Raw genomic sequence first — 21,385 nt, 5'->3', positions numbered from 1 at the left:
GTTAGCCGCCCTCCCGGGGGTCGGGTCCGGCGGCGCGGTCGCGGCGGCGGGCGTGCACGAGCAGGATCGAGGCCAGGGACGGTGTCCGGCACGCCAGGCGGTCCAGGGGCCGCAGCGGGGCCGGGACGTCGTGGTAGGGCGCGCCCGTCATGCGGACGACCTCGAACCCCGCCGCCGGGAGCATCGACCGCAGCGCCCGCGCGGTGTACAGGCGCAGATGGCCGACGACCTGGGCGCCGGGGCGTCCGTGGATGCCCCGCATCGACACCTCCGAGAACACCGGCTGCACGCCCGCGAGCAGCAGCCCGCGGTTGTACCAGGCGGCCAGGTTCGGCGTGGACAGCAGCAGGTGGCCGCCGGGGCGCAGGACGCGGTGCAGCTCGTCCAGGGCGGCGTCCGGGTCCACGAGGTGTTCGATGACCTCGCTGAACAGGACGGCGTCGGCCGAGCCGGTGGCGAACGGCAGCGCCGTCAACTCGCCGCGCACCGCCCGCAGGTGGGCGCCGGCCCGACGCAGCGCGTCCTGGGACCAGTCGCTGCCGACCAGCCGCTTCCCCGGCAGCAGCGGCGCCGCGACGGCCGCCGCCGTGCCGTCCCCGCAGCCGACGTCGAGGACGGTGCCGGGGCCCGGCCCGAGGGCGCGGGCGAGGATGGCGGCCTGCCGGCGGGAGCGGTCGGCGCCGGAGGCGACCGGGGTGGCCGGGTTCTCGTAGAGCTCCTTGAGGCTGTCGGCCGGTGCGCTCATCGTGCTGCCTCCTGTCCGGTGGGACGACCGGCGGCCGGGCCGCCGTGGCCGGAGGCCGTTTCGGCCAGCGTACGGGCGAACAGCTCGCCGAGCCGGTGCCCGGCGGCGTCGTCGAGGCGGCCCCGCGACCAGCGGAGCACCACCTGGAGGCGCCCCCCGGCCGAGATGGTGGTGACCGAGACCCCGCGCGGCATCCGGGCGGGGGCCGAGATCCACGCGGCGGTGGCCCGTCCGGCGCCGTTCCCGAAGTCCATCGGGTAGGCGAGCCGTCCGAGGTTCGACAGCAGCGTGGTCGAGGCCCACGGGCCCAGGCCCCGCCGCAGCGCCCGGGCGGACACCGCCCGCACGCCCACCGGCAGCACCGGCGCCGTCAGCAGCGCGCCGCTGCGGCCCAGTTGCGGCCGGGGCAGCGCCTTGAGCGCCCGGGTGCGCAACGCCGTGGCGCGCAGGAGCTCCTCGACGGCCTCGGGGTCGCCGTCGGCGGCCCGGTGGGGTGTCCCGAAGGGCACCTCCACGAGCCGGGTGCCGTTGCCGATGGGCATGTCGGCGGTCCGGGGCCGGTCGTCGACGGGCATGGTGATGCGCACCGGCCGGTCGCCCCGCCCGTGGTCGCGGTTCCACCGCAGGGCCGTCAGACACGTGGCGACGAGGAGCTGGTCGTTGACGGTGTACGGAGAGCCCTTGGGCCGGGACGGCAGGGGCAGGTCGGCCAGGTGCATGCCGTTGCCGTGCCCCGGCCGGCCGCCACCGTGGTCGGCGGCGAGCCGCGCCGGACGGGCCCAGGCCGAGCCCGGCTCGGGGGGCGCGGACGGCTCCGGGCGGTCCGGCCCGGTGGCGGCGCGGACGGGCGGCGGCGCGGGCGCGTTGTCCGCGCCGCCGTACAGCTCCGCCGCCGTGGCCAGGACCCGCAGGCAGGCCGGTCCGTCCAGGCCGGTGTGGTTCACCGTCGCGAGCAGGACGCACCCGCCGCCCTCGGGGGCGTCCACCACCTCGACGCGCAGCGGCGGCGCGGCGCTCAGGGGCGGGGCGTCCCGCAGCGAGCGGTGGCGGGCCTCCGCCAGTGTGTCGCCGGGGAACCGCACCGGGTCGGTGTCCGGTGTCCCGGGCAGTTCCCAGGCGTACCCGGGACGCCACCAGCGCGGCGGCGCCTCGCGCATCAGGACGCGCGGATGACGGCCGAGCGCATCCCGCACCGCCCTGCGCAGCCGGTCCTCGTCGAGCCGGCCGGGCAGGTGGATCTCGATGTGGACGGTGTCCGGCTCGCGCTCGTCGACACAGTGCCGGGATATCTCGTCCACCACCGGGAACGGGATGCGCTCAGGGGTCATCGGTTCGGTTCCTCCCGGGTGTCGCCGTGGCCGGTGCCGGGGTGGCCGGCGCCGGGCTTGCCGTAGCCGTCCGGGCCCTGCCGCGCGGGGCCCTGCGGTGCCGTGACGGGCGGGCCGTGCGGAGCGGGCCTGCGGCCCGCCTCCTCCTCGGCGCCCTCGCGGTGGCGTCCGCCAGGGCCGGGGCCGACCGTCACCAGCGCCGCGACCAGGGACAGGAGCGCCAGCGCCTGGGCCGCGGGCCCGTAGGCGCCGGTGCCCTCCGCGAAGCCGGAGTCGGCGTGCAGGACGGCGAGGACCGCCGCCACCGCCATGGAGCCGACCGCGAGCGGCACGAGCAGGGCGGGCCGCCACCAGGCCAGCAGGGCCGCCAGCGGGACCACGAGCGCGTACGGCCCGGAGACCAGGGCCAGCACCGCGGTCAGGGCCACGACGCCCAGGAGCCAGCTCGGGGCGGGCACCGGAGCGGCGCCGGCCTCCTCGTCGACGTCGCGGCGCCGGACCAGGGCGAGCGCGAGCAGCCCCAGGATCGCGGCTCCCGCGACCCACAGTCCGACGGTGTAGGTCGTCGCGGGGCCGTACTCCAGCGTCACCGTGCCGCCCTCGCCCTCGGGGACGAGGAAGCCCTGCTGCCAGCCGTCGAGCCGCACGGACTCCAGTTCCTCGCCGTCCAGCGTGGCCGTCCAGCCGTCGTTGACGGCCATGTGGGTGCGCAGGTAGGAGGCGTTGCCCGGCTCCACCTTCACGGAGCGCTCGTCGCCCTCCCAGTCGGTGGCGGTCACGTCCCGGTCCGCTCCGGTGGTCTGGACGTCGCCCCGGGTCAGGGAGAGGTCGGTGACGGCCAGGGCCTCGTCGGCGCCGGTCTCCACCGTGTGTTCACCGGCGTCCAGGGCGACGGACTCGCCACGGCCCACGCCCTCGCCGCACAGCCGGACCTCCACGGGGCGGCGGTCGGTGAGGTCGCGGACGGTGCCCGAGGCGCTGGTGTCGTAGGACGTGCCGTCGATGGTGACGGCCGGACCCTCGCCGCACTCCAGCTCGAACGGCGCCTCCTTCAGCGGCGCCTCGACGCGGAAGTCGTCCAGCCCGGGGATGTAGACCTCGTTCAGGCCCACGGGCAGCTGGAGGTCGCTCCCGGCGACGGGGTTGGCCACGGTGAGGTCGGCCGTCCCGGTGACGGTGATCTCCAGCTGGTCGGTCGTCATCGACTCGAAACGGGCCCAGCCGTTTCGGTCGACGGCCGTGGTCACCGCGCCGTCCGGGGAGGTGATCGTCACCTCGGTCGGACGGGCCGAGACGCCGCCGGCGGCGGAGAGCACGAGGGAGTCGACCGGACGTGCCTGCGGCCAGCTGATCTTGATCACCGGCCTGTCCCCGGCGATCCACGCCGTGGTCAGGTCGCCGTCGACGAGGTTGCGCGGGCTGAGCGAGAGCCCGGTGGGGCTCGTCGACTCGGCGGTCGCCGTGATGCGGCCCTGCGCACCGGGCGCGACCCGGTCCAGCAGTTCGTCGAACGCCGTGCCGGGCACGGGCAGGGCGCTCGCCTCGACGCCGTAGTCGCCGGCCTCGCCCACGGAGAACTGCCGGTGCAGGGCGCGTTCGCTGCCCACCGGGTTCAGGCCGCCGGGGTCGGCGTTGCGGTGCAGGGAGACGACCTCGGCGTCGGCCTCGGCGTCCTCGGGGGCGTCGTCGGGCAGCGACAGCATCCGGGTGACCTCCACGCCCGGGATGCGGATCTCGGAGAAGCCCGCGCCGGTCAGCCCCGGGCGCCGCTCCTCGGTGTCGAGGATCTTCAGCTTCAGCCAGTTCGCCTCCCCCGCGGGAGCCTCGACGGTCTGCGTGCCGGTCCCGTCGAGCGTGGAGCGCACCGCCTTCCGGCTGGTGTCGGTCGCGACGCTGACCTCCGTCGGCGTGGGGCGCAGCCCGTCGTCCGGCAGCGGGGTCAGCTCGATCTCGCCGGGGACGTCGAGCGGCCCCGTGAACTCGACCTTGATCCACTGGCCGGTGCTGTCCTCGGCGCTGCCCTCGGCCCAGCCCGTCTCCGGGTCGCCGTCGAAGGCGTGCACGGGGTCGAACTGCGGCAGGTGGAAGAGCCAGCTGCCGCTGCTGGACGCGGTGACGGACTTCGCGCCGCGCAGCGTGGCCACCGTCTGGTGCCGCGTGCCCTCCACCGGGAGGATCATCTTCGGTTCCTCACCCGCGTCCTGGAGGCTCTCCGGGTGGTTGCGCTCCTCGGTGGTGTAGGTGAAGGAGGTGTTGTTGTTGACCAGGCCGAAGCGGGTGTCGGCGCGCCGCAGCCCGTCCGCCGTCACGTGCAGGTCCGGTGCGTCGACACCGGGGTGGGCGTCACCGGTCAGCACGGCCGGCCGGTTCCCGAAGTCGCGGTCCGCCGACAGCGGCAGCAGGACCTCGGGACCACCGCTGACGCGTGCGGTCTGCGCCACGTCCTGGGCCCGCACCTGCTCCGGCATCGACGGCGCGAAGGTACCGGCGGGCTCGTAGATCTCCACCGACTTCTGCCGGGGGTAGAAGCCCTGGAGCATGACCGGGGTGTCGGCCGGGATACGTCCGGCGGTGGTCAGCGGGCCGAAGCTCTCGACCTTCTCGTAGCCGGACGCCTCCAGCGTCCGCTTGACGGTCTGCGGCGGCACGTAGCCCACCTGGTCCGGATCGAGGTCGTTGCGCACGACGACGTAGTGGAGTCCGGCGCGGTTCAGGTACTGCTGGAGACCGGGGACGGCGCCCCCGCTCATCAGCGCCTGTTCCACCGCGTCCAGCATGCGGCGCTCGCCGGGCGGTCCGAAGGGCACGTAGTCCCGCTGCGCCCAGGGGGAGTCGGCCAGCACGTGCAGCGGCTGGTCGATGGGCGAGCCCCAGGTGTAGACGCCGTGCGCGGTCGCCGGAACGACCAGGGCCCGGGTGTCGCCGGACTTCTCCGCCAGCCAGTCCGCCGTCTGCTCCCAGTGCTTGGGCAGTGCCTCGAACGCGCCGGGCTGCAGCACCGCACCGCTCAGGTACGGCAGCGCGAGCCCGGGCAGCACGAGCAGGGCGGTGAGCGCGGGCACGAGCCGCGCGCCGCGCAGCGCGCCGACGCGGTCCGGACCGGCCGCGCGGGCTCCGCGCCGCCGGGCCACCAGCACGGCGGTGAGGTGGGTGAGGCCCAGGGTGAGGGCCAACGCGAGACCGGGCTGGAACTTGTAGATGTTGCGGAACGGCCGGAGCCAGCCGTCCAGCCAGCCCTGGAACCCCTCGGCGAACGGCGCGCCGAGGGCGCCGCCGTAGCCGGCCAGCATGACGAGCGTGACGGTGACGACGGTGAGCACGAGCCAGCGCCGCTCGGGCATGTCGCGCCGGGCCAGGCCGCCCAGTCCGACGGCGGCCGCCAGCGCGCTGCCGGCGACGGCGAGCGCGGCGGTGGCCATCGTCCAGCCCGCCGGCAGCCAGGCCTCGCCGAAGTTCAGGTAGGCCACCCAGTTGCCCGCGCCGCGCAGCATCTCGAAGGCCGACATCGTGGACGTGGTCGCGGTGGCCTGCTCGACGTACGGCATGAAGTCCTCGCCGTGGGCGCCGAGGAGCAGCAGCGGGATCACCCACCACAGCGTCGCCAGGATCACGCCGGGTATCCACCACGCCAGCAGCGTCAGCCGCCGCCGCCCGGTGCGGGTGATCAGGTAGAGGCCGACCGGCAGGAGCGCCGCCAGGGTGGACGCCGCGTTGACGCCGCCCATGAACGGGATGAGCAGCGCGGAGCGGGCCGCCGCCACCCGGGCGATCGGGCCCGTGCCGTCCGCCTTCGCCACCAGGGGCAGCAGCACCCACGGCAGCATCGCGCCGGGCAGGGCGCCGGCCGAGGTGGAACCGACGATGATGGTGAACGTCGGCCACAGCGCGTAGGCCGCGGCCCCCAGCAGCCGGGTGGAGCGGTTGCCCACGTCCAGCCGCTCGGCCAGCCGCAGCGCGCCCCAGAAGGCGGTGGTCACCACGAGCGACAGCCACAGGCGTTCGGCCACCCACACCGGTGCCCAGTCCAGCAGGGCGTAGAACGGCAGCATCGGGAAGAGGTAGCCGATGTACTGGTCGGCGATGCCGCCGAAGCCGGAGCGGTCCGACCACAGGTTCCCCAGCTCACCGAGGAACATCCACGGGTCGGTGGCGACGCCCAGCTTCGTCTCGAAGGTCATGTTGCCCGGTGCTGCCACCACGAAGGCGACCAGGACCAGCACGTAGGCACCCAGCAGCCACCACCGGCTGCGGGGTGGCCCGGTCGGGTCGGGCCCGACGGCGCTCATCTCGAGCGTGCGGTCAGTGGTCGTCGTCATGGGGGCACCGCCGGAGGATGAGGAGGAGGTTCCAGGTGGCGATCTCACGGAGCACCGGAACCCGGGTGATGGCATGGGCGAGGAAGGGCCAGTAGCGCGACCGCGCGGCGAGCACCTCGACGTCGTCGCGGGCCCGCACGTGGCGCAGGGTGGGGCCGACGTGCACGGCGAACAGGTTCTCGCCGAGGGTGTGCTTGGCCGGGCGGCCGTGCCGCCTGGCGTAGCGGGCGCGCGCCCGCTCGGCGCCGAGGTAGTGCCAGGGGGCGGTCTCGTGGCCGCCCCACGGGGAGTACCAGTTGGTGAAGGACACGTAGACCAGCCCGCCGGGGCGGGTCACGCGCACCATCTCGCTGAGGAACGTCCGGGGGTCGTCGACGTGCTCCAGCACGTTGGAGGAGAAGGTGACGTCGGCGGTCCCGTCGGCGACGGGCAGCAGGTAGCCGTCCGCCAGCACCGCCCCCTGCGGGGTGCGGCCGTGGCCGTGCAGCTCCGCCGGGTCGGGCTCGAAGAGGAAGCCGCGCGCCCCGCGCCGCCGGAACTCGTCGGTGAAGTGCCCGCTGCCGCCGCCGACGTCGATGACGGTCGAGCCCTTCAGCGGGGTGTACCGCTCGACCTGGTCGGCGGCGTCGCGGGCGAGCAGGGAGTAACAGGTCTCGGGGTCGTCCTGCTCGTTCATGAAGGCTCGGAACAGGGCGACCGATCTTCGCAGGGACGGGTCCTTCACTCCGGTCACCTCGGGGTCCCCGGGTACGGCCCGGGCGGGGCGGAGCCGTACCGCCACGCCTCGGCCGCCACCTCGCGGAACGCCTCGACCGTGCGCGTCCAGCCGAAGCGTGCGGCGCGCGCCCGTGCGGCGTCGCCCATGGCGGTGCGGCGCGGGGTGGAGAGGCCGAGGGTGCACCAGGCGGCGGCGAAGGAGCTCTCGCCGCGTGCCAGGAGGCCGGTCTCCCCGTCGGCCACGGAGTCCCGCAGCCCGGGGATGTCGAAGCCCACGGCGGGGGTGCCGCGCGCGGCGGCCTCCATCACCACCAGGCCCCAGCCCTCCACGAGGGAGGGGTGCAGGAGCAGCCAGGACGAGCTGAGCAGCCGGTGCTTCTCCGCCTCCGAGACGTGCCCGGCGAACGTCACCGAGTCCCCGGCCATCGCTTCGAGCCGGGCCCGCTCGGGCCCGTCGCCGACGATGACGAGGCGTCCGCCGGTGACCGGCCGCACCCGTTCCCACAGCCGCAGCAGCAGGTCGATGCGCTTGTACTCGACGAGTCGGCCCATCGCCAGGAACAGCGGCTCGGGCGACTTCGGCGCGGGCGGACCGGGCTTCTCGACCCCGTTGTGGACGATGCGGATGCGGTCGCCGGGGACGCCGATGCCGCGCAGCGCGTCGGCCGTGGAGTCGGAGACGGCGACCGTCAGGTTGTCCCGGTGGGTGCGGGCCAGGGCCCAGTGCTCCAGCCGCCGCCCGATCCGCGCGGCGGGCGCCGGGTAGCGCATCCCCCACAGGTCGGTGTGGACGTGGTTGACGAAGCAGAGCGTCGGCCCCCGGTACCACAGGGGTGCGAGGTAGGGCATGCCGTTGCAGACCTCGACCATCAGGTCGGCCTCGCCGACCTCACGGGTGAAGGTGCGCCGGGCGCGCAGGAAGTGTCCGGCGTCCCCGCCGGCGGAGACCACCCGGTAGTCGCGCTCGGCGGCCGGGCCGCCGCAGACGAGCGTGACCTGGTGGCCCTGCGCGGTGAGACCGGCGGCGATCCGGTCGATGAGCAGCTCGGAACCGCCTGCGGCCGGGTTGCCGATGTCGCGGCGGGCGAGGAAGACGATGCGGCGCGGATACCGGGAGGGGACCGCGTCCGCGAGGGCGGCGGCGACCGCCGTGCCCGCCGGGGCGGGCAACCGCTGCGGCGGTACGGCGGCGGCGTGGGGAGCCACCGAGGGCACCTGCTGGGGCATGGGGCGCTCCACTCGTGTGAGGGTGCGTGGTGGACGAAGGGGTGGTGCTGGGCTTGCGAGGGGGACGAGCCGGTTCTGCGGAGTGCGAGCCTGTCTCGTGCGCGGGGGCCGCGTGGTGAGCGGTGGGACCGAGTGCCGGGAGCCGGGGGCGGTGGCTGGCCATCGGATGGCTCAATTTTCGTCGTCGTGACGGCTGCGGCTACTCACCCGTATGACAAATTCGCCCCCGAATTACCGGCGGGTACACGTCGTGGCGCTCAAAGACGGCCGACCTGCGCCGTCCGCCGCGCTCCGGGAGGCGTACGTCACTGCGCAGGACGCCTGCCGCGCACCACCAGCACGGCACCGGCCGCGGCGAGCAGCACGCCTACGACGCCCGCCCCGATGGGGGCGGTGGTCCCGACCGCCCGCAGCTGCGAGCTGCCCGCGCGGGCCAGCTCCACCTGCTTCTTCTGGGTCTTCTCGTTGAACGTCAGCCCCTCGCTGTGCAGCAGGGTGACGGCCGGCTTCGTCCCGCCCGGCGCCCGCAGCGTCACGTGGGGGCCGGTGGTCGCCCGGATGATGCGGCCGGTGGCCTCGTCGACGACCAGCTCGATGTTGTCGTTCGCGTACCACTCCTCGGCCATCACCTGCGGGGTCTCCTTCATGCCGACCAGCCGTCCGGGCACCTGTCGGGAGCCCGTCCGGGTAGCGTCGACGGTGCCGGTGAACCGCATGCCCTCGTAGCCCTGGACCGTCACGCGGTCGACGTACTCCAGCACGACGGTGTCCCCGAGCGTGCCGTCCCACCACCGGTAGTCCTTCTCCTGGACGTCGAAGGGGAACTTCAGGTAGGCGTCCCCGGCGAACTCGGTGGGGGTCTCGCCGCAGCAGTGGACCGGCTTGTTCGTCTTCCGGTCGGTGACCCACCGCTCGGTCGTCCACTGGAAGGACTTGCGCGGGTCGTCGAGCTCCAGCGTGCGCTCGGTGTCGATGGTCTGGGAGATGTCCCAGACGGCGACGCCGCCGCGTTCGCTCGCGGCGACGTTCCCGAGCACCCGGCGGGTGACGGTGAGCGGTTCGTCGGTCTTCTCCTCGACCGCCTGCTGGTCGAAGTAGTCGCCGGTGCCCTTGAAGACCGTGGTGGTGTCCAGGTCGATCGGGGTGCGCTTGGCGCGCGGTTCCACGTACCAGGCCAGCATCGGGGCCAGGACCAGCAGAAACACGCCGAGCCCCAGCAGGGTCAGCGACAGAGGTGAAGCGGAACGGCGCATGACGGGTGCTCCCGGTGAGATGGGTGGTGCGCGTTCAACGTGCTGCGTGCGGTGCGACGTGCGTCGAGGTGTGCCACGTGCGCCACCGGAGCTGTGGGACGCGCAGCGCGCGGGGCCGGTGGCGCCCCGTGGCGTGAACGTGCCGGGGCAGCCTCCGGTCGTCCGGGCAAGCCCCTGGGCCGGTGACGGTAAGCGAACTCTTGACAGCACGTCAATGCCCTTCCAAACTCGTCAGTAGGAAACTGGTGTCGGGGGCGACAGCTGGTGCCGTGACATGCCGAGAAGAGGTCCCCCGCGCCATGCACAGACTCCTTGCAGCAGCTTTGACCTGCATCTTTGCCGCGCTGCTCGCCGTCGGCGCCGGTGTGGGCATCGTCGCCATGCTGAACGCCGACACCGAGCAGCCGAACGTGCCGCTGGTGCACTTCCCCGATCACGAGCCGGAGGCGCCGAGCCCGCCGGCCGAGTCCGTCTCACCCTCCGAAGCGACCGATCCGTCCGCTGAGCCCGCGGACGGGGCCGAAAACGCTTCCGAGGACGAGGGCGGGGACGAGAGTGCCGAGCCCACCGAGCGGCCGGACGGGCCGGCGGAGGACGGAACCTCGTGACGGCGACCGTGGAGTCCGCGTGGGGGGCGGTCCCCGAGACCCAGGTCCGCACGTTCACCGCGCGGGCCCGGGACGAGATCCCCGTGCTCGCCGCCGACATCCTGCGGGAGATCCGCCGCGCCCACCCGAGCCTGCCCGTCGTCGTCGACGAGACCTCGGGCGAGCCCATGTCGCTCATCGGCATCCGCCGGGCGCTCGAACACTTCGTGGAGCACCTGGCCACCGGTCTCGGCAGCCCGCACGTGCACCCCACCGTCTTCCAGGACTTCGGTCGGGGCGAGCTGCTCCAGGGCCGCAGCCTCGATTCCCTCCAGGCGATCTACCGGCTCGGTGTGCGGCTGGCCTGGCGGCGGCTGGCGGAGATCGGGCAGCAGGCCGAGATCCCCGCCCCGGCGATGTACGAACTGGCCGAGTCGGGCTTCCAGTACCTCGACGGCCTGGTCGCCGAGTCCGTGCGCGGATACGCCGAGGCCGCCGCCCGCCAGGCGGGGGAGCGGCTGCGTCTGCAACGCCGCCTGCTCGACCTGCTGCTCGACGAGAGCGGGCACGGCGGGCGGCTGGAGTCGGTGCTCGCCGAACGCGCGGCCCGGATCGGCTGGCCCGTCCCGCAGACGGTGGCCGTCGCGGTGCTCGTCCCGCCGGCCCGGGAGGCGCTGCCGCCCGCCCTCGGCCCCGAGGTCCTGCTCGACATGGAGCGCGAGCAGCCGCTCATGGTCGTGCCCGAGCCGGACGCCGCGGGCCGGGGCGAACTGCTGCGCCGCGCGACGGCGGGCTGGTCGGGCGCCGTCGGCCCGCCGGTGGGCGTCGCGGACGCCGCGAAGTCCCTGCGCTGGGCGCAGTCGGCGGTGTCGCTGATGGAGCGCGGACTGCTGCCGTCGGGCGGGCTGCTGGACTGCACCGAGCACACCGAGGCCCTGGTGCTTCTGCCGCCCGAGGAACTCATCGACGACCTCGGCCGCCGCCTGCTGGCCCCACTGGAGGAGTGCGGCCCCACACACGCCAGGCGGCTCGCGGAGACGATGCTGGCCTGGCTGGAGACGCGCGGCGGCGCGCCGGAGGTGGCGACCCGGCTGGGCGTCCACCCGCAGACCGTGCGCTACCGGCTGCGGCAGATCCGGGAGATGTGGGGCGAGGCGGTCGACGACCCCGACCGCCGCTTCGAGCTGGAGCTCGTGCTCCGCGCCCGCAGGCTGCGCGGCGACCTCGGCTGACCTCCGCCCCCCGAGCCCACCGAGCCCGCCGCGTCAGCCGGGGGCGTCCGGCGGCTCGCCGGTGCCGAGCATCCGGCGCAGCAGGTCCCGCAGCGTGCGGCGGTCCGCCGCGTCCAGCCGTCCCAGCGGCTCGCGGGCGAAGTCGCCGAGCGACTCCCGCAGCGCGGCCGCCGTCCGTCGTCCCTCGGGCGTGACGGCGGCGAGCTTCACCCGGCGGTCACTCTCGTCGGACCGCCGCTCGACCAGACCGCGCGCGGTCAGCCGGTCGACGATGCCCGTCACGTTCGACGGCTCGCACTTGAGCCGCTGGGCGAGGTGCCGCATGGGCATGGGGGTGTAGGCCAGCAGGGCGAGCACCCGCGCCTGCGCCCCGGTGAGCGAGTGCTGCGCGGCGGCCTTGTCGTACTCCTCGTAGTAGCGGCCCACGACGTCGCCGAGCAGCTCCAGCACCTCCAGGGTGAGCCGGTCGGCGGGGGTCTTGGCACGGGTCATGCCCACCAGCATAGCGACTTACTTGACAACCTGAAATATCTAGGTGCAGTGTTGTTTCAGATGCTGAAGTAATTTCCGTGCTTCGAGGAGCTGAGATGAGCCTGCCCACGACCGGCCGCGCCTGGCACCTGACAGCCCGCCCGAACGGCTGGCCGACTCCGGAGGACTTCGCGCTGCGTGAGGAACCCGTCGCGGCCCCCGCGTCCGGGCAGATCCTGGTGCGCAACGCCGTGCTGTCCGTGGACCCGTACATGCGCGGCCGGATGAACGACGTCAAGTCCTACGTACCCCCCTTCCGGCTCGACCACCCGATGGAGGGCGGCGCCGTCGGCGTCGTCGTGGCCTCCGAGGCCGAGGGCTTCGCGGTCGGCGACCACGTCCTGCACTTCCTCGGCTGGCGCGAGTACGCGACGCTCGACGCCGCGCACGCCCAGAAGGTCTCCGCGGACCTCGCCCCGCTGAGCACCTACCTCGGCGTCATGGGCATGCCCGGCCTGACCGCCTACGCCGGCCTCCTCGACGTGGCGTCCTTCCAGGAGGGTGACGCCGTCTTCGTCTCCGGCGCCGCCGGTGCCGTCGGCAGCCAGGTGGGCCAGATCGCCCGGATCAAGGGCGCCTCCCGCGTGATCGGCAGCGCCGGCTCCCCGGAGAAGGTCAAGCTGCTCACCGAGGAGTACGGCTTCGACGCCGCCTTCAACTACAAGGACGGCCCCGTCGCCGAGCAGCTGCGCGCCGCGGCCCCGGAGGGCATCGACGTCTACTTCGACAACGTCGGCGGTGACCACCTGGAGGCCGCCATCGGCTCCCTCAAGGTCCACGGCCGCGCCACGCTCTGCGGCGCCATCGCCCAGTACAACGACACCGAGGCGGCACCGGGCCCGCGCAACCTCGCCCTGGCCATCGGCAAGCGGCTGCGGCTCACGGGCATGCTCGTGAACGACCACCAGAAGCTGATGCCGCGCTTCCTGGAGGAGACCGCCGGCTGGATCGCCTCCGGTGAGCTGAAGTACCACGAGACCACGAGCGAGGGCATCGAGTCCGCCGTGGACGCGTTCCTCGGCATGCTGCGCGGCCGCAACACCGGAAAGATGATCGTCCGCCTCGCCGACTGACCCCCGCGCGTCAGGCTCTAGACTCGTCCCGCCGGACGGGGCGTGGGCGCGAGCCCGTCCGGTGAATTCCCCACCTAGGAGGAACCGCATGTCCATCCAGCCCGTCGACGTCCTCTACACCGCCGTCGCCACCGCCGAGAACGGCCGCGACGGCAAGGTCGCCAGCAGTGACGGCCAGCTCGAGGTCGTCGTCAACCCGCCCAAGGAGATGGGCGGCAGCGGAGCCGGCACCAACCCCGAGCAGCTCTTCGCCGCCGGGTACAGCGCCTGCTTCCAGGGCGCGCTCGGAGTCGTCGCCCGTCAGGAGAAGGCCGACATCTCCGGCTCCACCGTCACCGCCGAGGTCGGCATAGGCAAGACGCCCGAGGGCGGCTTCGGCCTGAAGGTCGCGATCAGGGCCGACATCCCGAACGTGGACGCGGCCACGGCCCAGGCCCTGGTGGAGAAGGCGCACCAGGTGTGCCCGTACTCCAGCGCCACGCGCGGGAACATCGAGGTCACCGTCTCGGCCTGACCGGCCCGGACCGGCGTGAGGCCGCCACGGCGACCGCCGTGGCGGCCTTCGCCGTTCCCCGTCCGCCCCGCCCCGCCGCGTGGGCCCGCCGGGGCCGGTCGGCCGCTCACGGCCGCAGCAGCACCGCTCCCGTCCTCGGCCGCCCACCGTCGGACGGCGACATCGCCGCGCCGAAGTCCGCCAGCGGGAACGCGTGGCTCACGAGCTGTTCGGCCCGCAGTCGGCCCAGCCGGAAGGCGCGCACCGCGTGCGTCCAGGCGGCGGGCGCGGCTCGCACGGTCAGGGCGTGCGAGGCCGGCCGTGTCGGGTCCGGGCCGCGTATACCCGCCCCCGGACGACCGGCCAGCACGATCCGGCCGCCGGGCCGCGCGAGCAGGGACGCCCCGTGGGCGCTCTCCGGTTCCCCGGCCGTCTCCACCACCAGGTCGCAACGCCCGTGCCAGACGGCGCTTTCCGCCGGCTCGACCGTCCGGTCCGCGCCGAGCCCGAGTGCCTGTTCCAGTCGGTGCGCCCGCCGGTCCACGACGACCAGTTCGCCGGGCGAGGAGACGGCCAGCAGCTGCACCGTGAGCAGCCCGAGGGTGTCCGCACCGTGCACCGCCACCCGCTCTCCGGGCACGGGCGCGCCGGCCAGGGCGGCCCCGGCGGCCACGGCCGCGCGTCCCAGCAGGGCGGCCGTCGGCCGGTCACTGTCGTCGGGCAGCGTGTGGAGGTGCTCGGCGGGCAGCACGAGCACGTCGGCGAAGGCGCCGGGGCCCGACCGACCGGACGGCCGCGCGCACAGATGTGACGACCCTTCACGACAACGCGCGCAGACCAGGCACCCGCCGGGCTCGACGCGGCCCGCGACCGCGCGTCCGAGCAGCCGCTCCGTCACCCCCGCACCGACCGCCTCCACGGTGCCCGACCACTCGCGGCCGGGCGTGACGGGGTAGTGGATCGGGGAGCCGTCGGCCCGCCCCTCGTACACGGCACGGTCGGCCGGGTCGACGAGCGCGGCGGCCACGGCGACGCGGACCTCGCCCGGCGCGGGCTCGGCGACGGGGCCGCTCACCAGCCGATGGGCCCGCGGTCCGTCGACGACGACGGCGCGTGCGGTGCGGACGCTCGGGATCACGACCTCATTGTGCGGCCATGCGGCAGGGCCGAGCGGAGGCGCCGTCGGCTTCCGGCCAGTCTCAGGGCTCCCGCGGCGCCGTCACCCGTTCGTAGGCGAGCTCGGCCAGCACGGCCTGGCCCTTCCTGCTCGGGTGGAACCAGTCCAGGCCGCTGACCTCGTCGGCCGTGAAGCGGTACGCGTGCACGGCGCCGCCGTCGTACCGGCAGCGCTCGGCGGCGTCGCACACCTCCTCCAGCACGGCGTTGTAGGCGTCGACCCGCGCGGAGACCCGCTCGCGGCGCTCGGTGGCCGCCGCGTCGACGGCGGCGGGGTCGCCGAGCATGGTCGGGCAGATGCCCAGCTGCCAGATGCGCGCGGCCAGCGCGTTGTCCCGGCCCTGCGACCACAGCCGCTTCAGGTCGGGCACGCTGGCCACGTACACCTGGGTGTCCGGGGACTCGTGTTCCAGCGTGCGCAGGGACCGCTCGAAGTCCGCCCGGAAGTCGTCGGTCGGCGTCATGGCGGCCACGTCGCGCGCGCAGGCGTCGTTCGCGCCGATGAGCACGGTGACCAGATCGGGCCGGTGGGTGGCGGCCCGGGCGGCCTGGCCGGGCAGGTCGGCCATGTCGGAGCCGGCGACGGCGTAGTTCCACGTCGCGTCCGTCGGGTCCGCCAGGAGCCGCTCGGCGAGGCTCTCGACCTCGGGGGAGGTGCCCGTCGACCAGGACGCCTCCGGGCAGTCCGCCAGCAGCGAGCAGGTGTCGAATCCGATGGTGATGGAGTCCCCGAGGGCCGCGATGGACTCGGGTTCGGTGTCCCAGTCGCCGGTCGGGGTGGGGGAGGGTCGGCCCTCGACGGTCCTGCGGCTGTCGGTCTCCTCGGCCGGCTCCGGCTCGGAACCGCACGCCGCGCCGCCCAGCGCGAGCAGGAGTGCGGCCGTGAGCGCGGCGCCCCTGCGCCCGAACCTCCGGCTCCGGACCCGTTCACCGACCGTCATGCGCTCGCCCTCGTTCCCCGACGCCGTCCTCGCGCTTGTCTACCCGACGGTACGTGATGGCCGTCCCCACCGGGACGCCCACCGGGACGTGGGCCGGGGAGAACGGTTCCGATCACCGGTGACACCCTGACGGCACGTCACGCGACGTCCGATTTGCGGAGAATGACCGTCGATGGTGTTTACTGTTCGTAACTCAGCAACTGGTGGTCACGTTGCCCATGGGGAACAATGGCAGGCGGCGGACTTCGAACCGCACGGGAGGTCCCGGTGACGACACGTGGCGTTCTTTATGTGCACTCCGCGCCGCGCGCGCTGTGCCCGCACGTCGAATGGGCGGTGGCCGGCGTCCTCGGCACCCGCGTGAGCCTCGACTGGATCAAGCAGCCCGCCGCACCCGGTACCTGGCGTGCGGAGCTGTCCTGGCAGGGTGAGCCCGGCTTCGCCTCCAAGCTCGCCTCCGCCCTCAGAGGCTGGCACCTCCTGCGCTTCGAGGTGACGGCCGACCCCTCCGCGGGGGCCGAGGGCGAGCGGTACAGCTCCACACCCCAGCTCGGCATCTTCCACGCGGTCACCGGCATGCACGGGGACATCCTCATCCCCGAGGACCGGCTGCGGGCCGCCCTGGACCGGGCCGCGCTGGGGGAGACGGACCTGGCGGCCGAGGTCTCCCGGCTGCTCGGCAAGCCGTGGGACGACGAGTTGGAGCCCTTCCGCTACGCGGGGGAGGGCGCCCCCGTCCGCTGGCTGCACCAGGTCGTCTGAGCCTCCTGCTCCGAACACGACGAAGGGCCGCACCTCCCGGGGTGCGGCCCTTCGTGCTGCTCCAGGGGTCTCAGACCGAGCGGAAGCCCAGGACGACGTTGTGACCGCCGAAGCCGAACGAGTTGTTGACCGCCGCGATCGTGCCCTCCGGCAGTGCGCGGGCCGTGCCCCGCACGATGTCGGCGTCGACCTCCGGGTCCAGGTCGTCGACGTTGATGGTGGGCGGAGCCGTGCGGTGGTAGAGCGCGAGCACGGAGGCGACCGACTCGACACCGCCCGCGCCGCCCAGGAGGTGACCGGTCATGGACTTCGTGGCGGAGATCGCCACCTGGTCCAGCCGGTCACCGAAGACCTTGCGCAGCGCCTTGATCTCCGCGACGTCACCCTGCGGGGTGGACGTGGCGTGCGCGTTGACGTGGACGCACTGTTCGGGCGTCAGGTCGGTCGCGTCCAGCAGGTTCTGCAGGGCGGCGGCGATGCCGCGCCCGGTCGGCTCCGGCTGCGCGATGTGGTGCGCGTCGGAGGACAGCCCCTGGCCCACCGCCTCGCAGTACACCCGTGCGCCGCGGCGGGCCGCGTGCTCGGCCGACTCCAGCACCACGAGGCCGGCGCCCTCGCCGAGGACGAAGCCGTCCCGCGCGGTGTCGTAGGGCCGGGACGCCTGCTCGGGAGCGTCGTTGTTCTTCGACATCGCCATCATGTTGGCGAAGGCCGCCACCGGCAGGGCGTGGATGGCCGCCTCCGTGCCGCCGGCGACGACGACGTCGGCGCGGCCGGTGCGGATCATCTCGATGCCGTAGCCGATCGCCTCGGCACCCGAGGCGCACGCGCTCACCGGAGTGTGCACGCCCGCCTGGGCGTTGACCTCCAGGCTCACGTTCGCCGACGGGCCGTTGGGCATGAGCATCGGCACGGTGTGCGGCGAGACGCGGCGGGCGCCCTTCTGCAACAGCACGTCGTACTGGTTCAGCAGCGTCTGCACGCCGCCGATGCCGGACGCCACGACGACGCCGACGCGCGCCGGATCGATCGGGGTGCCCGGCTCACCGGCCCCGCTCTCGAACCCGGCGTCGGCCCACGCCTCGCGGGAGGCGACCAGTGCGAACTGCGCGGAGCGGTCCAGCTTGCGGGCCTGGGGGCGGGAGAGAACCTCGGTCGGTTCCACCGCCACCCGGGCCGCGATGCGGACGGACATGTCCGCCGCCCACTCCTCCTCGATGCGCGAGACGCCGGAGCGCCCCGTCGTCAGACCTTCCCAGGTCGATGCGCTGTCGCCACCCAGCGGTGTGGTTGCGCCGATACCGGTGACGACCACGGTGCGATTGGTCGTGTTCACGGAATTCCTGTCTCCACGGGTAGAGGGTTGTGACCCGCCACCCGGTACCCCGGGTGGCGACAAACGCATAACGAGCGGGCGTCAGCCCTGGTGCTCCGCGATGTACGTGACGGCGTCGCCGACGGTCTTGAGGGTCTTGACGTCGTCGTCGGGGATCTTCACGTCGAAGCGCTCCTCGGCGGCGACCACGACCTCGACCATCGACAGCGAGTCGACGTCCAGGTCGTCGGTGAAGGACTTGTCCAGCTGGACGTCCTCCTCGGGGATACCGGCGATCTCGTTGACGATCTCGGCGAGACCCTTGACGATCTCTTCCTGCGTGGCGGCCATGCTTGGCGCTCCTTCTGATGTGTTGCGCTGATGTGTTGCGGTGGACGGCCGGTCGGGCCGACCGGCCGGGTGAACCGACTAGGGGAGCGTAACGACAGTCGCCGCGTACACGAGACCCGCCCCGAAGCCGATGACGAGCGCGGTGTCGCCGCTCCTGGCCTGCCCGGTCGCCAGCAGCCGCTCCATGGCGAGCGGGATGGAGGCGGCCGAGGTGTTCCCGGTCGTCTCCACGTCCCGGGCGACGGTGACGTGCTCCGGCAGCTTGAGCGTCTTCACCATCGAGTCGATGATCCGCATGTTCGCCTGGTGCGGGATGAAGACGTCCAGGTCCTCCGCGGAGATCCCGGCCACCTCCAGCGCCTCCTGGGCGACCTTGGCCATCTCGAAGACCGCCCAGCGGAAGACCGTCTGGCCCTCCTGCCGGATCGCGGGGTACTTCTCCGGCCTGCCGCCGTCGCGGTAGACGTCCCAGGGCAGCGTCTGTGTGATGGTCTCGTGCTTGTCGCCCTCCGAGCCCCACACCGTCGGGCCGATGGCCGGTTCCTGGGAGGGGCCGACGATCACCGCGCCGGCACCGTCGCCGAAGAGGAAGGCGGTGGAGCGGTCCGTCAGGTCGGTGAGGTCGGAGAGCCGCTCCACGCCGACGACGAGCACGTACCGCGCGCTCCCCTCGACGACGAGGCCCTTGGCGATCGTCAGGCCGTAGCCGAAGCCGGCGCAGGCGGCGGAGATGTCGAACGCGGCGGCCTTGCCGGTGCCCAGCCGGTGGGCGATCTCGGTCGCCACCGACGGCGTCTGCTTGAAGTGGGAGACGGTCGAGATGATGACCGCGTCGACCTGCTCGGGGGCCAGCCCCGCGTCCGCGATGGCCTTGCCCGCCGCGTGCAGGGTCATCTCGGTGACCGTCTCGTCGGGCCCGGCCCAGTGACGGGTGGCGATGCCCGACCGGGAGCGGATCCACTCGTCGGAGGACTCGATGTGCTTGAGGATCTCCTCGTTCGGCACGACCCGGGTCGGGCGGTAGCCGCCCACACCGAGGACGCGCGCGTACGGGGAGCCCTGGGCGGGCTTGATCTTCGCGGGCATGGGCTCGGTGCTCCTATTCGGCGGTGCCGTGCTCGGCGATGAGCTCACGGGCGGCGTCGAGCTGGTCGGGGGTCTTGAGCGCCAGGGTCTTGACGCCCGGCAGGGCGCGCTTGGCGAGCCCGGTCAGCGTCCCGCCCGGGCACACCTCGATCAGGGCGGTGACACCCAGCTCGCGGAAGGTGTCCATGCACAGGTCCCAGCGGACGGGGCTGGCGACCTGGCCGACCAGCCGCTCGACGAAGTCGCCGCCGTCGGTGACGACCCGACCGTCCCGGTTGGAGACCAGCCGGACGGTCGGGGCGCCGGGGGCGAGGTCGGCGACGGCCGCCTTGAGCGCGCCCACGGCCGGGGCCATGTGGTGGGTGTGGAAGGCACCCGCCACCTTGAGCTCCCGCACCCGCGCGCCCTCGGGCCGCTCGGCGGCGAGCGCGGCCAGCTGCTCCGTGGTGCCGGCGGCGACGATCTGCCCGGCGCCGTTGATGTTGGCGGGCGTCAGCCCGAGGCCCTCCAGGTGGGCCACGACGGCGTCGGCGTCCCCGCCCAGCACGGCGGACATGCCCGTCCGGGTGACGGCCGCGGCCTCGGCCATGGCCTGCCCGCGCCGCGTGACGACCGCCATGGCGTCCCGCTCGGAGAGCACACCGGCCGTCGCCGCGGCGGTCAGTTCACCGACGCTGTGCCCGGCGACCGCGCCGACGCGGTCCAGGCCCAGCGGGGGGCCGCCGTCGAGCAGCGCGCGGGTGGAGAGCAGCCCGGCGGCGACGAGCAGCGGCTGCGCGACGGCCGTGTCGCGGATCTCGTCCGCGTCGGCCTCCGTGCCGTAGCGCACGAGGTCGAGCCCGGTGATCTCGGACCACTGCGTGAGCAGGTCCGCGACACCCGGGAGTTCGAGCCAGGGATTCAGGAAGCCGGGCGCCTGGGCGCCTTGGCCTGGAGCGACGAGTACGAGCACCCTTCCACTCTCTCTTGGGGGTGAAGGTCCCCGCCGGTGGGGACCGAGACGAAGAACGTTCGTGGGAATTGTGGACCCTGCACAAAGTCGCTCGTCAAGGACGGGCCGGCGGCCCGGCGTCGACGAGCCGTCCCAGAATCAGTGCGATACGCAGGGTGAACGCCGATCGTACGTCCGAAGGCGACCAGCCGGTGACATCAGTCACACGTCGCAGCCGGTAGCGCACGGTATTGGGGTGCACGAACAGCATCCGCGCGGCGCCCTCCAGGCTGCTCGCCTGCTCCAGATAGACGCTCAGTGTTTCCAGAAGAGCCGAACCGGCGTCCTCCAGCGGTCTGTAGATCTCCTCCACCAGCAGATCGCGCGCCGCGGGGTCTCCCGCCATCGCGCGCTCGGGCAGGAGATCGTCCGCCAGCACCGGGCGCGGAGCGTCCGGCCAGGCGGCCGCCGCCCGCAGCCCGGCCGCCGCGGCCCGCGCGGACCGCGTGGCCGACAGCAGGTCCGCGACCACCGGGCCCGCCACCACCGGCCCCGAGGCGAACGGACCGATCAGCGACTTCGCCGCCTTCAGCGGGTCCTCCGCGCCACCGGCGACGACCACCAGCCGGCTGCCGAGCACACCGGTGAGCACCTGGAGCTTCGCGTACCGGGCGGCGCGCCGGATCGCCTCGACCGTCAGCTCGCTGTCCCCGTCCGGGGCGTTCCCCAACACCACGCACACGTGTTCCGGCGCGTTCCAGCCGAGGGCCGCCGCCCGCGACACCGCTCCCTCGTCCGCCTCACCGGAGAGCACCGCGTTCACCACCAGGGACTCCAGCCGCGCGTCCCAGGCCCCGCGCGCCTCCGCCGCCTGCGCGTACACCTGCGCGGTGGCGAAGGCGATCTCCCGGGCGTAGACCAGCAGCGCCTCGCGCAGCACGTTCTCGTCGCCCGGGGCGGCCACCTCGTCGATGGAGCTCTCGACCACCTCGATCGTGGTGCGGACCATCTCCACCGTCTGCCGCAGCGTGATCGCCCGTGTCAGCTCGCGCGGGGCCGTGCCGAAGACGTCGGTGCTGATGGCGCGCGGCGTCTCGGGGTGGCGGAACCACTCGGTGAACGCCGCGATGCCCGCCTGCGCCACCAGCCCGATCCACGAACGGTTCTCCGGGGGCATGACCCGGTACCACGCGAGCTGCTCGTCCATCCGCGCGATCGCGGCGGCGGCCAGCTTGCCGGAGTGCTGCTGGAGCCGACGCAGCGTGGCCGCGTGCGGATGGTCGGGAACGGGGGGCGGCGGGGTCTCAGCGGGTTCGGGCAC

General features: G+C 73.8%; 19 protein-coding genes. 5 read left to right on the top strand and 14 right to left on the bottom strand.

Features of this window, described 5'->3' with window-relative positions; genetic code table 11:
- Position 1: 1 nt before the first annotated feature.
- From IF129_RS03230 to IF129_RS03205, 6 genes are all read right to left on the bottom strand, one after another.
- On the bottom strand, positions 2-745 hold the full coding sequence (locus IF129_RS03230) for a class I SAM-dependent methyltransferase (RefSeq protein ID WP_191207849.1): 744 nt from the start codon (positions 743-745) through the stop codon (positions 2-4).
- Positions 742-2,073, bottom strand: a complete 1,332-nt coding sequence (locus IF129_RS03225; RefSeq protein WP_191207848.1) for a condensation protein — start codon at positions 2,071-2,073, stop codon at positions 742-744. Before IF129_RS03225 ends, IF129_RS03230 begins: the two co-directional genes overlap by 4 nt.
- Complete coding sequence (locus IF129_RS03220; RefSeq protein ID WP_191207847.1) at positions 2,070-6,389, bottom strand: alpha-(1->3)-arabinofuranosyltransferase domain-containing protein; 4,320 nt, start codon at positions 6,387-6,389, stop codon at positions 2,070-2,072. The genes IF129_RS03225 and IF129_RS03220 overlap by 4 nt, the downstream gene beginning before the upstream one ends.
- Positions 6,373-7,113 (bottom strand): class I SAM-dependent methyltransferase, encoded by a 741-nt coding sequence (locus IF129_RS03215; RefSeq protein ID WP_191207846.1) that lies wholly within the window; start codon positions 7,111-7,113, stop codon positions 6,373-6,375. Before IF129_RS03215 ends, IF129_RS03220 begins: the two co-directional genes overlap by 17 nt.
- A gap of 5 nt (positions 7,114-7,118) precedes the next feature.
- Positions 7,119-8,333 (bottom strand): glycosyltransferase family 4 protein, encoded by a 1,215-nt coding sequence (locus IF129_RS03210; protein WP_191207845.1) that lies wholly within the window; start codon positions 8,331-8,333, stop codon positions 7,119-7,121.
- Between the two features lie 305 nt (positions 8,334-8,638).
- Positions 8,639-9,586, bottom strand: coding sequence for a DUF3068 domain-containing protein (locus tag IF129_RS03205; RefSeq protein WP_191207844.1), 948 nt, complete (start codon positions 9,584-9,586; stop codon positions 8,639-8,641).
- Between the two features lie 323 nt (positions 9,587-9,909).
- Here IF129_RS03205 and IF129_RS03200 point away from each other — a divergent pair, with 323 nt between their 5' ends.
- Entirely contained in the window at positions 9,910-10,194 is a 285-nt protein-coding gene (locus IF129_RS03200; protein ID WP_191208300.1) for a hypothetical protein, read from the top strand.
- Entirely contained in the window at positions 10,191-11,405 is a 1,215-nt protein-coding gene (locus tag IF129_RS03195) for a helix-turn-helix domain-containing protein (protein ID WP_191207843.1), read from the top strand. Before IF129_RS03200 ends, IF129_RS03195 begins: the two co-directional genes overlap by 4 nt.
- A gap of 33 nt (positions 11,406-11,438) precedes the next feature.
- Here IF129_RS03195 and IF129_RS03190 read toward each other — a convergent pair whose 3' ends face one another.
- Positions 11,439-11,897, bottom strand: coding sequence for a MarR family winged helix-turn-helix transcriptional regulator (locus IF129_RS03190; RefSeq protein WP_191207842.1), 459 nt, complete (start codon positions 11,895-11,897; stop codon positions 11,439-11,441).
- Between the two features lie 95 nt (positions 11,898-11,992).
- Here IF129_RS03190 and IF129_RS03185 point away from each other — a divergent pair, with 95 nt between their 5' ends.
- Together IF129_RS03185 and IF129_RS03180 are read left to right on the top strand one after the other, a co-directional pair.
- The gene (locus tag IF129_RS03185) at positions 11,993-13,009 is read left to right on the top strand and encodes an NADP-dependent oxidoreductase (protein ID WP_191207841.1); all 1,017 of its coding nucleotides are present in this window, start codon (positions 11,993-11,995) and stop codon (positions 13,007-13,009) included.
- Positions 13,010-13,097: 88 nt separating this feature from the next.
- Positions 13,098-13,523: an organic hydroperoxide resistance protein gene (locus IF129_RS03180; protein WP_191207840.1), complete on the top strand. Its 426-nt coding sequence runs from the start codon at positions 13,098-13,100 to the stop codon at positions 13,521-13,523.
- Between the two features lie 106 nt (positions 13,524-13,629).
- Here the strand turns inward: IF129_RS03180 and IF129_RS03175 are convergent, their stop codons facing one another.
- Complete coding sequence (locus IF129_RS03175; protein ID WP_318153514.1) at positions 13,630-14,640, bottom strand: alcohol dehydrogenase catalytic domain-containing protein; 1,011 nt, start codon at positions 14,638-14,640, stop codon at positions 13,630-13,632.
- Positions 14,641-14,701: 61 nt separating this feature from the next.
- Positions 14,702-15,619, bottom strand: a complete 918-nt coding sequence (locus IF129_RS03170; RefSeq protein ID WP_191207839.1) for a GDSL-type esterase/lipase family protein — start codon at positions 15,617-15,619, stop codon at positions 14,702-14,704.
- Positions 15,620-15,886: 267 nt separating this feature from the next.
- On the opposite strand from IF129_RS03170, the gene IF129_RS03165 reads away from it, so the two are divergent.
- Positions 15,887-16,381 (top strand): DUF3145 domain-containing protein, encoded by a 495-nt coding sequence (locus IF129_RS03165; RefSeq protein WP_191207838.1) that lies wholly within the window; start codon positions 15,887-15,889, stop codon positions 16,379-16,381.
- A 70-nt stretch (positions 16,382-16,451) separates the two neighbouring features.
- On the opposite strand, the gene fabF is transcribed toward IF129_RS03165, so the two are convergent.
- From fabF to IF129_RS03140, 5 genes are all read right to left on the bottom strand, one after another.
- Positions 16,452-17,717: a beta-ketoacyl-ACP synthase II gene (gene fabF, locus IF129_RS03160; protein WP_191207837.1), complete on the bottom strand. Its 1,266-nt coding sequence runs from the start codon at positions 17,715-17,717 to the stop codon at positions 16,452-16,454.
- 81 nt (positions 17,718-17,798) lie between these two features.
- Complete coding sequence (locus IF129_RS03155) at positions 17,799-18,047, bottom strand: acyl carrier protein (protein WP_191207836.1); 249 nt, start codon at positions 18,045-18,047, stop codon at positions 17,799-17,801.
- A gap of 78 nt (positions 18,048-18,125) precedes the next feature.
- Positions 18,126-19,133: a ketoacyl-ACP synthase III gene (locus IF129_RS03150; RefSeq protein ID WP_191207835.1), complete on the bottom strand. Its 1,008-nt coding sequence runs from the start codon at positions 19,131-19,133 to the stop codon at positions 18,126-18,128.
- 13 nt (positions 19,134-19,146) lie between these two features.
- A complete protein-coding gene (locus tag IF129_RS03145; RefSeq protein ID WP_191207834.1) occupies positions 19,147-20,085 on the bottom strand; it encodes an ACP S-malonyltransferase in 939 nt (312 codons plus the stop codon).
- A 94-nt stretch (positions 20,086-20,179) separates the two neighbouring features.
- Positions 20,180-21,385 (bottom strand): PucR family transcriptional regulator, encoded by a 1,206-nt coding sequence (locus IF129_RS03140; protein ID WP_191207833.1) that lies wholly within the window; start codon positions 21,383-21,385, stop codon positions 20,180-20,182.

The sequence above is a fragment of the Streptomyces chumphonensis genome (assembly GCF_014779715.1).
Classification (GTDB): Bacteria; Actinomycetota; Actinomycetes; order Streptomycetales; family Streptomycetaceae; genus Streptomyces; species Streptomyces chumphonensis.
This window is presented reverse-complemented; position numbering and strand designations above follow the sequence as displayed.